This window comes from Streptomyces sp. NBC_01216 (assembly GCF_035994945.1).
Taxonomy (GTDB): domain Bacteria; phylum Actinomycetota; class Actinomycetes; order Streptomycetales; family Streptomycetaceae; genus Streptomyces.
The window spans coordinates 621,323-634,990 of the sequence record NZ_CP108677.1 but is presented as its reverse complement, the minus strand read 5'-3'; the positions used below and the strand labels follow the sequence as shown (position 1 = coordinate 634,990).

11 protein-coding genes and 2 pseudogenes are annotated in these 13,668 nt (G+C 72.2%); 7 read left to right on the top strand and 6 right to left on the bottom strand.

Annotated features, from left to right (window positions below; translation table 11 throughout):
• Positions 1–59: 59 nt before the first annotated feature.
• From OG393_RS02785 to OG393_RS02775, 3 genes are all read right to left on the bottom strand, one after another.
• On the bottom strand, positions 60–1,037 hold the full coding sequence (locus OG393_RS02785; RefSeq protein ID WP_327372922.1) for a class I SAM-dependent methyltransferase: 978 nt from the start codon (positions 1,035–1,037) through the stop codon (positions 60–62).
• On the bottom strand, positions 1,034–2,632 hold the full coding sequence (locus OG393_RS02780) for a radical SAM protein (protein ID WP_327372921.1): 1,599 nt from the start codon (positions 2,630–2,632) through the stop codon (positions 1,034–1,036). Before OG393_RS02780 ends, OG393_RS02785 begins: the two co-directional genes overlap by 4 nt.
• Positions 2,633–2,824: 192 nt before the next feature.
• The gene (locus OG393_RS02775) at positions 2,825–3,400 is read right to left on the bottom strand and encodes an SRPBCC family protein (protein WP_327372920.1); all 576 of its coding nucleotides are present in this window, start codon (positions 3,398–3,400) and stop codon (positions 2,825–2,827) included.
• A gap of 358 nt (positions 3,401–3,758) precedes the next feature.
• On the opposite strand from OG393_RS02775, the gene OG393_RS02770 reads away from it, so the two are divergent.
• From OG393_RS02770 to OG393_RS02760, 3 genes are read left to right on the top strand one after another with little or no spacing between them, the layout of a single operon-like run.
• On the top strand, positions 3,759–3,905 hold the full coding sequence (locus OG393_RS02770; protein ID WP_327372919.1) for a hypothetical protein: 147 nt from the start codon (positions 3,759–3,761) through the stop codon (positions 3,903–3,905).
• Entirely contained in the window at positions 3,902–4,459 is a 558-nt protein-coding gene (locus OG393_RS02765; protein WP_327372918.1) for a PRC-barrel domain-containing protein, read from the top strand. The genes OG393_RS02770 and OG393_RS02765 overlap by 4 nt, the downstream gene beginning before the upstream one ends.
• A complete protein-coding gene (locus OG393_RS02760; RefSeq protein ID WP_327372917.1) occupies positions 4,459–4,890 on the top strand; it encodes a PRC-barrel domain-containing protein in 432 nt (143 codons plus the stop codon). The genes OG393_RS02765 and OG393_RS02760 overlap by 1 nt, the downstream gene beginning before the upstream one ends.
• 559 nt (positions 4,891–5,449) lie before the next feature.
• Here OG393_RS02760 and OG393_RS02755 read toward each other — a convergent pair.
• From OG393_RS02755 to ppdK, 3 genes and pseudogenes are all read right to left on the bottom strand, one after another.
• Positions 5,450–6,097: a CBS domain-containing protein gene (locus OG393_RS02755; RefSeq protein WP_327372916.1), complete on the bottom strand. Its 648-nt coding sequence runs from the start codon at positions 6,095–6,097 to the stop codon at positions 5,450–5,452.
• A gap of 12 nt (positions 6,098–6,109) precedes the next feature.
• Positions 6,110–6,406, bottom strand: coding sequence for a hypothetical protein (locus OG393_RS02750; RefSeq protein ID WP_327372915.1), 297 nt, complete (start codon positions 6,404–6,406; stop codon positions 6,110–6,112).
• Between the two features lie 134 nt (positions 6,407–6,540).
• A pseudogene (gene ppdK / locus OG393_RS02745) lies at positions 6,541–9,236 on the bottom strand (pyruvate, phosphate dikinase).
• 229 nt (positions 9,237–9,465) lie between these two features.
• Between ppdK and OG393_RS02740 the strand changes: the two are divergent.
• The 4 genes and pseudogenes from OG393_RS02740 (at position 9,466) to OG393_RS02725 (ending at position 13,618) form a co-directional block, all read left to right on the top strand.
• Positions 9,466–10,407 (top strand): universal stress protein, encoded by a 942-nt coding sequence (locus tag OG393_RS02740; protein WP_327372914.1) that lies wholly within the window; start codon positions 9,466–9,468, stop codon positions 10,405–10,407.
• Positions 10,408–10,705: 298 nt separating this feature from the next.
• Positions 10,706–11,404 (top strand): response regulator transcription factor, encoded by a 699-nt coding sequence (locus tag OG393_RS02735; RefSeq protein WP_327372913.1) that lies wholly within the window; start codon positions 10,706–10,708, stop codon positions 11,402–11,404.
• Between the two features lie 210 nt (positions 11,405–11,614).
• Positions 11,615–11,740 (top strand): annotated as a pseudogene (locus tag OG393_RS02730) (type I glyceraldehyde-3-phosphate dehydrogenase); the annotation flags it as partial.
• 120 nt (positions 11,741–11,860) lie between these two features.
• Positions 11,861–13,618 carry a sensor histidine kinase gene (locus tag OG393_RS02725; protein ID WP_327378288.1) on the top strand — a complete coding sequence of 586 codons (1,758 nt, stop codon included), beginning with the start codon at positions 11,861–11,863 and terminating at the stop codon, positions 13,616–13,618.
• Positions 13,619–13,668: the final 50 nt, after the last annotated feature.

The following is a 13,668-nucleotide window of genomic DNA, read 5'->3' as shown; positions in this document are numbered from 1 at the left end:
CCCCCGGGCCGCACATCAGGGCCCAGGTCCCGGCCGAGGACCTGAGCACGGGGCCCCGGTCACGGCCCCCGGCCCGGGGGTGAGGTTTCCTGGGGCCGGAGCGGGGGCGTACCGCGTGCCGGTCCGCACTGTCGGAGTGGCGAAGCCCCCTCCGGGCCGTCAGGCGGCCGGGCCGGCGTGCCCCCGCCGCCCTCACACGAACGAAGCGCCCCGCCATCCGGGGGCCTCGCTCCGGCGGTCGTGGCGGGCCGGGCCGGCCGTACGGCGGTCAGCAGGAGGTAGCCGAGGTCGCCGCCCGCGACGGCGGCGCGCGCCGCGTCCAGTACGTCCCGGGCCGAGGCCGGGTCCACGCCCGACGCGGCGAGACGCGTCGGTGCGGTGCGGCGCACCAGAGCCAGGCGCGCCTCGATCTGGTCGATCAAGCGGACCATCGCCCGGTCATGACGTTCGGTCGCGACCGTGCGCAGCCCCGCGGCGGCCAGGATGGCCGTGTACGCGGACTGCGGACGGGCGTCGGCGACGCAGGCGATACGGGCGCCCAGGCCACGCAGTTCGGGCGGCAGCCGGTCGGGCCGGGCGATGACATCGGTGACGCCGACCCTGCCACCGGGTTTCAGTACGCGCGCGAACTCGCCGGCGGCTCGTGCCTTGTCCGGGAAGACGCACAGGGAACACTCGCACACCACGGCGTCGAACACCGCGTCCCCGTAGGGCAGCCGTTCGGCGTCGCCGGTCGTGAAGGAGACCCGGTCGGCGAGCCCGGCTGCCTCGGCCGCCTCCCGGGCGAGAGCGACGCCGGTGGGCGCGTAGTCGACGCCGTCCGCGCGCACCTGGTAGCGGTCGGCGAGCAGGAGCGCGGTGGTGCCGCGACCCGAGGCGACATCGAGGACCCGCATGCCCGGGGCGAGCCCGAGACGATCGGCGAGGCGCAGTGTCAGGCGGGTGCCACCGGGGTGGTAGGACTCGCCGAGCAGCAGCGCGACCACGTCCTTCGCGTAGGCGTCGGCGCAACAGCTCTTGATCTCCTCCTCGTTCACGGGTGCCGCCCGTCACTCTCGCCGCGCGACGTCTTCGAGCCGTAAGGGGTGTCGGCCAGCCGCCCCACGAGCGGCAGCGCGTTCGGCACGACGTCCGCGACCGGCACGCCGGACATCCGGGCACGGACCTGCTCCCGGTATCCGACCGAGTTGTAGGCGCAGAACGGGATGAGCCGCCCGTCGGGGGTGATCTCCTCGACGCAGCACTTCATCAGCTGTTTGACGTTGAGGGTGTAAGGGTCCTGGAAGTCCTGCACGACGATCATGAACGCCTTCTCGCTCAACTGCGCCACGGCTTCGGGGAGATCGATGCCACAGGCGCCTCCGGAACCTCCGCACCCCGAGGCGTTGCCGCCGCAGTCCAGCGCCTCCGCGGTCGCCCGGAGCCGGTCCTGTGTCGTGGCCGCTCCCATCGAGGCGGAGGCCGACCACAGCTTCTCCAGCGCCTCGCGCACCCCGGGGTCGGGAAGGACGCGGTTGGTGACGTAGTCCAAGTGGTCCTCGATATCGAGCAGCCTCGGGATCGGCAGGACCGTGCGGTCGCCCGGTTCACCGTCCACCAGGAGGTAGGTGACGGACCGACAGGTCGGGAAACAGCACGGCACGGGGAAGAAGTCGCCGTCCCGGAACCACTCCGGCCGCTGCGCGTTGATCAGCCGGATGACGTCGGGGTTGGTGAGCCTGTCCAGGGGATCGAAGGCGACGTGCCGGCCGGAGTGGGTGACGGGCTGAAAGGCCACGGAGCGCACGGCGGGGTGCTCGATGCCGTACTCGATGATCGCGCCGAGTTCGTGCTCGTTCAGACCCCTTTCGACGGCGGCGACCAGGGTGACGGTCAGCCCGGCCTCGGCGCAGTGGTCCAGCGCCCGCTGCTTGAACGCGCGCAGGTCACGGCCCCGGATCAGGCGATGGGTGCGTTCCTCGAAGCCGTCGAACTGCAGGTACACGGTGAGCGACCGACCCGGCACCCGGTTGCGCTCGCCGAGCGCGGCGACGAAGGCCCGGTCCGTGGCCAGGCGGATGCCGTTGGTGTTCAGGGTGACGTTGCGGATGGGGCGGGCCTGCGCCAGGTCGACGAAGTCGAGGATGTGCCGGTGGATGGTGGGCTCCCCGCCGGAGAACATCACCACCTCCGCCTCGCCCTCCGACTCCACGAAGGCGTCGAGCATCGACGCGCACTGTTTGGGGGTGATCGAATAGCCGTCCGGCTGGTGGCCGGAGTCGGCGAAGCAGACGGGACAGTCCAGGTTGCAGCCGGTGTTCACCTCGACGATTCCCAGACAGGCGTGCTGCTTGTGCTCCGGACACAGCCCGCAGTCCGAGGGACAGCCGTCCCGCACCTCCGTCTGGAAGACCAGCGGCAGCGTGCCCGGCTTGTTGAACCGCGCCGACGACAGGTACTCCTCCGCGTCCCCGTAGACCAGGGCCTCGAACCCGCCGTGGTCACGGCAGCGTTTGCGCAGGTACACCTTGTTGGCGCGGATGTTGACCTGGGCGTCCACGGGCACCTTGCAGATCGGGCAGATCGACCTGGTGAACTCCACGAACACCTCGTCCCGGTCCGTCTTTCGCCGTGGCACGGGCGCCTGCGTCATGGGGACTCCTCTCCTCCACCGCGCCTCTTCTCGACCGGTCCGCGTTCTCCGTCGCCCCCGTTCCGGCCGACGACACGACGGTCGGCGACGGGAGCACCCGCGCCGGCCGACCTTCGGGGCGCCTGCGCGCGAGCGGGCTGTCCTCGCCACGCCCGGTGCCGGGCGTGCTCACCGGACGGGTGAACCGCTTGCTCACGGCGGGCCCGCGCGGCGTTCGGCCTCCACCCCGAGCGTGGTGAGCGAGGCGGCGACGGTCTGCTCCCAGCGGCGCGCCACCACCGCCCCCCACCAGGCTCCGACCGCCCACAGGTCCGTGCCCATCTCCCCTTGGTAGACCAGGCGGGTGCCCGTCTCCCGTTCGGTCAGGGTGAACGTCTCGACGACATACGGAACGGGGCCGCGCACCAGGCGGAAGTCGACCCGCCGGGGCCGCGTGAAGCGCACCGTCTCCACCGTGACCGCCGTGAACCGGCCGCCGTGCAGCGGGGTGGTGTGGGCGGCCAGCACCATGTCGGCGCCGCGTTCGAGCACCCGGACCTTCTCCCGCGTCGCCCGCGTCGCCCGCCCCAGATACGGCTGCGCGATCACCTCGAACACGAGCTCCCGAGGTGCGCGGATGTCCACCGTCCGCGGACCCAGCCGCCGCACCCGCCGGCCCAGCCCGATGTCGACGGGAAGCGCGCCGCCGACCAGCCCGGCGTAGCCCCCGACGGCGGTCGCCGCCGCCCCGGCGGTCAAGACGGCGGCCCGGATCAGCCGGCGGGTCACCGGCCGCCCACCGGCCGGCCGCACCGGCCCCCCTCCGTGGTCACTCCGCGGGCCCGCCCCCCGTGGCCCGCCGCCGTGATCACCGTGCCGTCCCGGTCAGCCCGCACCATGGCCTGCTCCTCACACCCGACGGAACCGCTCGTACGTCCTCCTCATGCCACGGTACGCAGAATTCCGCGCCCGGCTCGTCGACCGCGCGGGCGCGGAAGCGGGCCGGGTGGTCATCGGGCCGTCCCGTCCACTTCCCCACGGCGCTCCGAGGCCGGCCGTCGGCCGAGGTGCCGTCGTCGGCGCTTCCGGCGGATACTGACATCAGGGCCTGGACAGGGAACACCGAAGGCACCGGGAGGTTCCGCGCATGGACTGGTGGATCTGGCTGATCGTCGCCGTGGCGGTGGTCGTCGTACTGACGGCGTCCGCCCTCGCTGTGCAGGCACGTCGCCGCACGGGCGGAGTCATCGCGGGCGGCAGGCGCCCGCGCCGGGGCAAGGGGTCGCGCTCATGACCGGATACGTGCGAGCGGCCGAGATCGCGAAACTGCCGGTGGTGACACTCGGCGGCCAGGACGTCGCCCAGATCAAGGACATCGTCTTCGACTCCTCCACCGGCAGCGTGCGCTGCTTCACCCTGAGCGGTCGCGGCCTGTTGTCAGGCCCGCTCGGACGGGCCCTGCTCTGGAACCGTGTGCACGCACTGGGGCCCGACGCCGTGATGATCCGCAACGAGGACGCGCTCGCCGACGACGACCAGGCCGCCAAGGACGCGCGCTCGACCGGCGGCAATGTGCTGGGTGCCCGCATGATGACCGAGGGCGGCACCGACCTGGGCAGGATCGTCGACGTCGTCATCGCATCAGGACGCAAGCCGGTCGTGGTCGGCTACGACGTCGAGTCCGCCACCGAGGGACACCGGGTGCTGCTTCCGGTGGCCAAGCCGGTGGCCGTCTCGGGCGAGATGGTCGTGGTGCCCGATGCCACCGCCGAGTTCACCGCCGGTGATCTCACGGGATTCGCCGAGGCGTCGCACGGGCTGCGGGCGCGACTGGAAGAGGAGAAGTGATGCTGTTCAGCGAGGCCGCGGGACGCGGAGTCGTCAGTCTCGCCACGGCCGAGACGATCGCCACCATCGCCGGCTTCGCCGTCGCCCCCTCGCCCGCCCGCGTGGCCGGCCTCCGGCTCAAGATGCGCGGACCGGGCACCGCGATCGCGTGGGACCGCGTCCAGTCCTTCGGGCCCGACGCGGTCACCGTGCGCTCGGCCGACAGGATCCAGAGTGGTGAGGACGTTTCGGAGGCACTGGCGGACAAGCGCCTCGATCCCCTCGGCAAGCGGCTCCTGACCGAAACGGGGCAGGTTCTCGGCACGCTCGACGACATCGACTTCGACGAGACGACCGGACGGGTCGACCGGCTCATCGCCGGTGGCCAGGAGTACCCGGGGGAGAGCCTCCTCGGGGCGGGCACCTACGCCGTCGTCATCGCCGCCCCCTGACCCCGCACCCGGCCCCATCCCCGCGCCCCGCACGGGTGCGCCGCAACCCGAAGCCCGGCAGCCGGGTGCGGCGCACCGTGACCCTCCCCGGCACACGACCTCGCGGCCGTCCCGCCCGCCGGGGGAACCTTCGCGCCGCGGGACCGTTCGCGATGATCCCCGTACCGCGCCGCGATCCACGCTGACCGGGGCCCCGCCCAGGTGCGGTCGGTCCGTTCGGGAGGCCGCCGGATCACCGCACGCCGGGGAACGCCGCCATGCGATCGCCGTGGGGCCGGCTTCGCCTTCGCGTCCGGCGGGGTCGCGAGTGGCGCTCGCGGCGAGCGACGCCGCGGATGTCGCGCCCGCGCCCGACATGGCCGATGCGCCTGCCGTTCACGCGGCGCCCCGGACGCCGTGTCCGTGGCCGGGACGGCCTCACTCTCGGCCGACTGCTCCGGGACGCCACCGTGGCCGCACTCGCCATGGCCTTCCCCTACTGGTCGATCCAGGGCAGCGGCTACCAGACGGTGTACTACGGCCCGATCGAGCCGCCGCACGGCAGCGCCGGCCGCTGCGCTCACGGGCTCCCGGTCCGGTGGGACGGGATGGGCGCCTCGCGGTCGTCGATGCGGAAGCGCAGTCCGTTCACCACGCCGACCACACCATCGAGGCGCCAGACGGCGTGAACGAGCTCCGGCACCTGACTCCGCGCTTCCACCCGGCCATCGAGGGTGACGACGCCGTCGCGGACAGAGACGCGGACAGCGTCGGACGGCAGGTTCAGCGCGGCGACGACGACCTCCTCGGTCACCTGGCGGCGGATGTCGTCGTCCGCCCGCAGGAAGACCCGCAGCAGGTCGCGACGGGTGGCGATGCCGATGAGACGATCGGCCTCGTCGACCACGGGCAGCCGCTCGACGCCGCGGCGCTCCATCAGCCGGGCGGCGTCCGGCACGGTCTGTTCGGGGTGCACGGTGATGGCGGGGCTCGACATCACGTCGCCCGCCGTCACGGCGGGCGACGGAGCGGGGCCGTCCCGGTGCGCCTGGCAACGCACCAGGTCACTGGAGGACAGGACGCCGAGGACCTTGTCGTCGGCGTCGACCACCGGCAGTCCGCTGATCCGGTGGTGGTCGAGCAACCGCACGACCTCCTTGAACGGTGTCGTTCGGCGGGCCTGGACGACGTCCCTGGTCATTACCTCGCCGACGATGTGAGCGGTCACGACGGATCTCCTTCACGGGCGGGGGAGGGCCGGAGCCGGGGCCGGCGTCCTGCGGCGCCTACTTCTGCGGGCCGCCACGCCACGGGGCGGCGCGGCCGTCCGGCGGGTGGTGTCGCCGCGGTGGGCGACGCGTTCGGTGGCGGAGCGCAGCCGGGCGTGGAGCCGGTCGGCGAGCGGCAGGCCGGGCCGGTCCAGAGTGGCGGCGACCTTCTCGCGGAAGTAGGCGAGGGATTCCTCGTCCACCTCCCCGTCGGCGCGGACTCGTACGGTGGCGGTGGTCTCACGGGCACCGATGTCCTTGGCGGGCATGTGCTCCACTCCCTGTGATCGTTCTGCGACGCCTCAAGACTGCCGCGCTCGTCGCTCCCGTCCCAGAGGCGACCGGCCCCAGGCGAGGAGCGGTCGGTCCCTGGCCTGAGGGCCGAGCGGCCCCGCCCCGTGGCTCACCTGCTGTCGTTCCCCTCGGTCCCCTCCAGCGCCGCCCGGCCTGCCTCCAGTCGCGCCACCGGCACCCGGAACGGCGAGCAGGAGACGTAGTCCAGTCCGACGGTGTGGAAGAAGTGCACCGAGTCGGGGTCGCCGCCGTGTTCACCGCACACTCCGATCTTGAGGTCCGGGCGTGTGGCGCGGCCCTCGGCGACGGCGATGCCCACCAGCCGGCCGACCCCTTCGCGGTCGAGCGTCTCGAAGGGGGAAGTCGAGAAGACGCCCTTGTCCAGATAGGCGGAGAAGAACTCCGCCTCGACGTCGTCGCGGGAGAAACCCCAGGTTGTCTGGGTCAGGTCATTGGTGCCGAAGGAGAAGAACTCGGCTTCCTCGGCGATCCGGCCCGCCGTCAGGGCGGCCCTGGGCAGCTCGATCATGGTGCCGACCGCGCAGTCGAGGGTGACCCCGGCCACCTGCGAGACCTCGGCCAGCACCCGCCGCACCTCCTCGCGCACGAGGCGCAGTTCACGGACGTCACCGACGAACGGGACCATGATCTCCGCCTTGGGCGCGCCACCGGCCAGCAGACGTTCGGCCACGGCCTCACCGATCGCCCGGACCTGCATGGCGACCAGGCCGGGCACGACCAGCCCCAGGCGCACACCGCGCAGCCCCAGCATCGGATTCTCCTCGTGCATGCGGTTCACGGCGCCCAGCAACTCGACGTCGTGCGCGTCCGACTCCCCTCCGTGGGTCCGAGCGGAGGCGATCCGCACCGCCAGTTCGGTGTGGTCGGGCAGGAACTCGTGCAGCGGCGGGTCCAGCAGCCGGATGGTGACCGGTAGACCGTCCATGGCCTCCAGGATGCCGACGAAGTCCTGCCGCTGAAGGGGCAGGAGGTCCGCCAGGGCTTGCTCGCGCTCGTCATCCGTGCCGGCCAGGATCATCTGCTCGACCAGTTTGCGGCGCTCACCGAGGAACATGTGCTCGGTGCGGCACAGTCCGACGCCCTGAGCTCCGAACCGGCGGGCCCGTGCGGCGTCCTCCGGGGTGTCGGCGTTGGCCCGCACCTCCAGGTGCCGCACGGTGTCAGCGCGGGCCAGAGCCCGGGCCACCGCGTCGACCACGGCCTGCGCGCCACCGTCGCCCCGGCCGTCCTCCAGATACCGGATGACCGCCGAGTCCACCAGCGGCACCGAGCCCGCGTGCACCGCTCCGGTGGAGCCGTCCACCGAGACGACGGTGCCCTCCTCGACCACGGTGCCGTCCGCAGCGGTGAAGCGCCGGGCCTCTGTGTCCACGGTGAGCTCCTCGGCGCCGCACACGCAGACCTTGCCCATGCCGCGGGCGACGACGGCCGCGTGGCTGGTCTTGCCACCCCGGCTGGTGAGGACCGCCTGCGCGGCGATCATGCCGGGCAGGTCGTCGGGGGTGGTCTCCTGGCGGACGAGGACGACCTTCTCGCCGGTCGCGGCGCGGCGTACGGCCTGGGCGGAGTCGAAGACCACGGCCCCGACCGCCGCACCAGGAGAGGCCGGGACACCGTGGGCCAGCGGGGTACCGCTCGCGGAGGTGTCGAACCGCGGGAACATCAGCCGGGCCAGGCCCTCACCGCTCACCCGGGCCAGCGCCTCGTCCGGGGTGATGAGCCCCTCGTCGGCCAGCTCGGCGGCGAGGACGAAGGCGGCCTCGGCGGTGCGCTTGCCGACGCGGGTCTGGAGCATCCACAGGGTGCCGCGTTCGATGGTGAACTCGATGTCGCACAGGTCCCGGTAGTGGCGTTCCAGGGTGCGCATGTGCGTGCGCAGCCCGTCGTATGACGTGGCGTCCAGGTGCTTCAGCTCGGCCAGCGGTACGGTGTTGCGGATGCCGGCGACGACGTCCTCGCCCTGCGCGTCGGACAGGTAGTCGCCGTACAGGCCGGGGCGTCCGGTGGCAGGGTCGCGGGTGAAGGCGACGCCGCTGCCGGAGTCCGCCCCGAGGTTGCCGAAGACCATGCGCTGCACGTTGACGGCGGTGCCGAGGTCGTCGGCGATGTGCTCGCGGCGCCGGTACAGGCGGGCGCGTTCGCCGTTCCAGGATTCGAAGACGGCCAGGACCGCCCGGCGCAGCTGCTCGACGGGGGACTGGGGGAAGTGGCCACCCGTCTCCAGGCGGATCAGGTTCTTGTACGTCTCGACCAGCTCGGTCAGGTCGGATGCCGTCAGGTGTACGTCGTCCTGGACGCCGCGCAGGTCCTTGAGCAGGGCGAGGGACCGCTCGAAGCGGGAGGACTCGACGCCCATGACCGTGCTGCCGAACATCTGGACGAGGCGGCGGTAGGAGTCCCAGGCGAAGCGTTCGCTGCCGGAGACCTTGGCCAGGCCGAGGACGGAGTCGTCGTTGAGGCCGATGTCGAGGATCGTCTCCATCATGCCGGGCATGGAGAACTTCGCGCCGGAGCGGACGGACAGCAGCAGCGGATCGTCCGGCTGCCCCAGGACCCGGCCGGCGGACGCTTCGAGGGCCGACAGGTGTGCGGAGACCTCCTCCCACAGGCCCGCGGGTTCGCTGCCCGTGTCCAGGAAGGCGCGGCACGCCTCGGTGGTGAGGGTGAATCCCGGCGGCACGGGGAGCCGAGTCGGGTCATCTCCGCCAGGTTCGATCCCTTGCCGCCGAGGAGATCGGCCCGGTCACGGCCGCCCTCGGTGAAGTCGTACACGTAACGGACCATGACGCTGCGCTCCTCAAGCGTTGGGGCGTGATGATCCCAGCGTCGGACGGGGGCGGGCTCGACGCGAGGTGCCGGCCGTCCCGCGTGAGGGACCGGTCGGCCCAGATTCGCGCCCGGCGTTCCGGAGGGACCATCGGCGCCCTGCCGGGACTGTACGGCCCGTGGACCATCAGCACGGCCGGGACGAGGCTCGAGATCATCGGAATGCAACGACCAGGGAGGACACGTCATGCCGCGTGACATCGTGGTGGGGATCGACGGATCGACCGAAGGACTCGCCGCCGCGCACTGGGCGGCCCAGGAGGCTCAGCGGCGAGGAACCGGACTCAGCGTGATCCACGTCTGGCACCGCCCTCCCCACCCCGCGCCGCACGTCCCCGTGGACGACACCGAGCGCGACTGGGCCGAGCAGCTCCTGCGCGAGGCCGTACGCAGCGTCCGTGCCGCCCACCCGGGACTACGGATCACCGACCGACTCGTCCGCGACGCCACGGTGGCCGGCCTGCTCAGGACCGCGGCCGACGCCGACCTGCTGGTCCTCGGTTCCCCTGGCCTCGGAGCCCTGGGCGGTTTCCTCACGGGCTCCGTGTCCCAGCGCGTCGTCGGCCGGTCCGCCCGCCCGGTCGTACTGGTCCGCGCGGGACGTTCCGCCGCCGACGACCACCTGCCGGCCACGGACGGCGTCGCCCCGGAGGAAATACCGGAAACGCCCTACCGCCAGGTGGTGCTCGGGCTGCGGACGGACCGTCCCTGCGACGAACTGATCGAGTTCGCCTTCGACGCCGCCCGCCGGCGTGGCACCGGCCTGCGAGTGGTCCACGCCTTCCGGACCGCTTTCCGGCCCGCCGTTCCGTCCGTGCCCCTGGTGTCCGCGGCCCCGGAGGGCCCGCCTCCCGTCCCGTGGCCACGGGACGACGCGCCGGGGGACGAGGAGCGCACCGTGACGGCGGTGCTGCGCCCCTGGCGGGAGAAGTACCCGACCGTCCCGGTGACCGAGGCGGTCATCGAGGGACGCGCCGCGGCCGTCCTGGTGCGGGCCGCCCAGGACGCGGGCCTCCTGGTGGTGGGCCGCCGCGGCATCGATCACCAGGTCGGTGTCTACGCGGGGCCGGTCACGAACGCCGCACTGCACCACGCCGGATGTCCCGTAGCCGTCGTCCCGCACGACTGACACCGCGCACCAGCCGGCCTGTGCCCGGCCAGCCGAGCCGGCCGGTCAGTGGCTGCCCGCAGAGCGCGAAGGGACATCGGCGCCGCGACGGCCGTGCCCGGGTACGACCGTCCCCCTTTCCCCTGGGCGATGCCCCTGTCCCCGAAACGACACTGGTGGACCGGGTACGGGGCCAGTTCCGCGAGCGTGGTCTCATGGCGCGCTGACACCGCGCAATCGGGGCCGATCGGCCCTGGACCTCGGCCATCCTGTGAAGAAAGGATTCCGACACAGGCCGAGGCATTGCGAGGAGCATTCGATGGCGCACAGCGAGCAGGGCGACAGCACGGGAAGCCCGATCAGGGTTTTCCTCCTGGACGACCACGAAGTGGTACGACGCGGGGTGCACGACCTGCTGGACGACGAACCGGACATCACCGTGGTCGGAGAAGCGGCGACGGTGGAACAGGCGTTGGTACGGGTCCCCGCCCTGCGCCCCGATGTCGCCGTCCTCGACGTGCGTCTGCCCGACGGAGACGGCGTGACCGTCTGCCGCGAGCTGCGGTCGAAGATGCCGGACCTGGCCTGCCTGATGCTGACCTCCTTCGACGACGAGGAGGCGTTGCTGGACTCGATCATGGCGGGTGCGGCCGGATACGTCCTGAAGCAGATCCAGGGCTCGGACCTGGTCTCGGCCGTGCGCACGGTGGCCCGTGGCCAGTCGCTGCTGGACGCCAGCGCCACGACCAAGCTGATGGCACGGCTGCGGGGCGGAGGACAGCAGCCGGCCGAGGAGCCGGAGATGCTGCCGGGTCTCACCGGCCGGGAACGCGAGATCCTGGAACTGATCGGCGAGGGGCTGACCAACCGGCAGATCGGCCAGCGGCTCTACCTGGCCGAGAAGACGGTCAAGAACCACATCTCCCGGCTGCTCGCCAAGCTCGGCGTGGAACGCCGTATCCAGGCCGCCGTCATCGCCACCCAGGCACGGGACCGGATGCGCTCCGCAGGCCGGTAGCGGGATCGGCCCGCCGGTCGGCCCCGCAGCCGGTCCCCCAGGGGACCAAAGGTCCTCGCATCCCACCCCCGCACAGCCCGCATCCCCTTGGAATTGCATGCACCGATCCGCATATATCTGTTGATCGAAGGTCGCCCGACGGGATCTGAGGGGCGCGCACGCGGCAAGACCCACGCCCAGGCCATCCTCCGCCTGGCCCGCCGGCGTGTGGACCCCCTCTCCCGGACGCACGGCGACCTGGTCAAGGTCTTCGGCTGGTACGACAACGAGTGGGGGTACACGAACCGCCTGCTCGACCTCACCTCGTACCTCGCGGCTCGACCACCCCGGAGCTGACGATTCCGGCCAGTCGACCCCGCGGCGCCCTGATCTCCTGTCGTCTCCCTGTTCGAGCCGTTACCGTGGCAGGCGCACGGTAAGGGCTGCCGGCGGGCGGTGAGGCGTTGGAGGAGCATGGTGGGGAACGCCGAGGAGGCCCGCGAGGCACGGGTACGACTGCCGCAGCTGCGGCTGGACGAACTGCTGGAGGAACTGCAGGCCCGGCTGGACGCGGCGCGCGGTACCCGGGACCGGGTGCACAGTCTCCTGGAGGCCGTGCTGTCGGTCGGCCGCGAGCTGGACCTGGAGCAGGCGCTGCGCAGCATCGTGGAGGCCGCGGCGGCGCTGGTGGACGCCGAGTACGCGGCGCTCGGGGTGATCGGCCCGGACGGCAAGCGGCTCTCCGCCTTCCACACGGTGGGCGTCGACGCGGAGCAGATCGCGCGCATCGGCCCTTACCCGGAGGGCCACGGCATCCTGGGCGAGCTGATCCGCCACCCCGAGACATTGCGCCTGACCAAGCTCTCCGATCACCCCATGTCCTACGGGTTTCCGGCCCACCACCCGCCGATGAACACGTTCCTCGGAGTTCCGATCCGAGTGCGCGACCGCATCTTCGGCAACCTGTACTTGACGGAGAAGCGCGGCGGGCAGCAGTTCGACGAGGAAGACGAGTCGGTGCTGGCCACGCTGGCCGTGGCGGCCGGCGTGGCCATCGACAACGCCCGCCTCTACGAGGAGTCCCGGCTGCGCGAGCGCTGGCTTCAGGTGAACGCCGAGATCACCCACGCGCTGATGTCCGGCGCGGACCAGGGCGGGGTGCTGCCGCTGATCGCCGAACGGGCCAGGGAGATCACCGCGTCCGCCCTGAGCGTGGTGGCCATGCCGGTGAGCGGAACCGACAACCTCGCGGTCGAACTCGCCATCGGCCACGAGGCCGACGTATGGCGCGGGATCGTACTTCCCACGGAGGGCACGCTCATGGGGCAGGCGTTCGTCCAACGAACGCCTGCCAGCAGCCCGGACGTCTCACGCGACTCCCGGGTTTCAGTCGGTCCGCCACGTTTCGAGGGGCTCGGACCGGCCGTCGCCGTGCCGATCGGCACGGGCGGCGAGGCCCGCGGTGTGGTGCTGCTGGTCAGGCAGTCGGGCGGCCGGGAGTTCTCCGAGAAGGAGACCGAGCCACTCCAGGTCTTCGCCGCGCAGGCCGCCGTCGCGATGGAGCTGGCGGAACGACGCGAGGACGCCGAACAGATCGCCCTGCTGGAGGACCGCGACCGCATCGCACGCGACCTGCATGACCTCGCCATCCAACGGCTTTTCGCCACCGGCATGACCCTGCAGAGCGCCGGTCGCCGCGTCCAGGACTCGATGGCCTCCGAGCGGATCCAGCGGGCGGTGGACGACCTCGACGTGACCATCAAGATCATCAGGTCGACGATCTTCGGTCTGCGCTCCCGCGACGACCACGCGGCGCCCGGCCTGCGTTCCCGCGCGGTGCGCGCGATCGGCGAAGCCGCTCCGCTCCTGGGCTTCGCTCCCAGCGTGCGCATGGAGGGCCTGCTCGACACGCACGTGCCCGGCCAGACCGCCGACCACGTCATGGCCGTCCTCACCGAGTCCCTGAGCAACGTCGCCCGGCACGCCCGCGCCGACCGCACCGACGTCGTGCTGGAGACGGACGGCAAGCAGGTCCGCCTGACGGTCACGGACAACGGCGTCGGCGTCCCGGACGGAGGCCGCCGGAGCGGTCTGACCAACATGGCCGAGCGAGCGCAGAAGCTCGGCGGCGGTATGGAGTTGGTAAGCCCCGGCGGAAAGGGGACACGGCTGGTGTGGTACGCGCCGCTGACTCAATGCCCGGACACGACAGAGAGCGGCCGGTCCGCCCGCTGACGCACGTCGTCGGCGGGCGAGCGGCACCTTGACGGTCCTTGAGGCCCCCG

Coding starts and splice junctions, on each gene's coding strand:
- OG393_RS02780 (WP_327372921.1), bottom strand. CDS start 2,632: ATGACGCAGGCGCCCGTGCCACGGCGAAAGACGGACCGGGACGAGGTG.
- OG393_RS02770 (WP_327372919.1), top strand. CDS start 3,759: ATGGACTGGTGGATCTGGCTGATCGTCGCCGTGGCGGTGGTCGTCGTA.
- OG393_RS02765 (WP_327372918.1), top strand. CDS start 3,902: ATGACCGGATACGTGCGAGCGGCCGAGATCGCGAAACTGCCGGTGGTG.
- OG393_RS02760 (WP_327372917.1), top strand. CDS start 4,459: ATGCTGTTCAGCGAGGCCGCGGGACGCGGAGTCGTCAGTCTCGCCACG.
- OG393_RS02750 (WP_327372915.1), bottom strand. CDS start 6,406: ATGCCCGCCAAGGACATCGGTGCCCGTGAGACCACCGCCACCGTACGA.
- OG393_RS02740 (WP_327372914.1), top strand. CDS start 9,466: ATGCCGCGTGACATCGTGGTGGGGATCGACGGATCGACCGAAGGACTC.
- OG393_RS02735 (WP_327372913.1), top strand. CDS start 10,706: ATGGCGCACAGCGAGCAGGGCGACAGCACGGGAAGCCCGATCAGGGTT.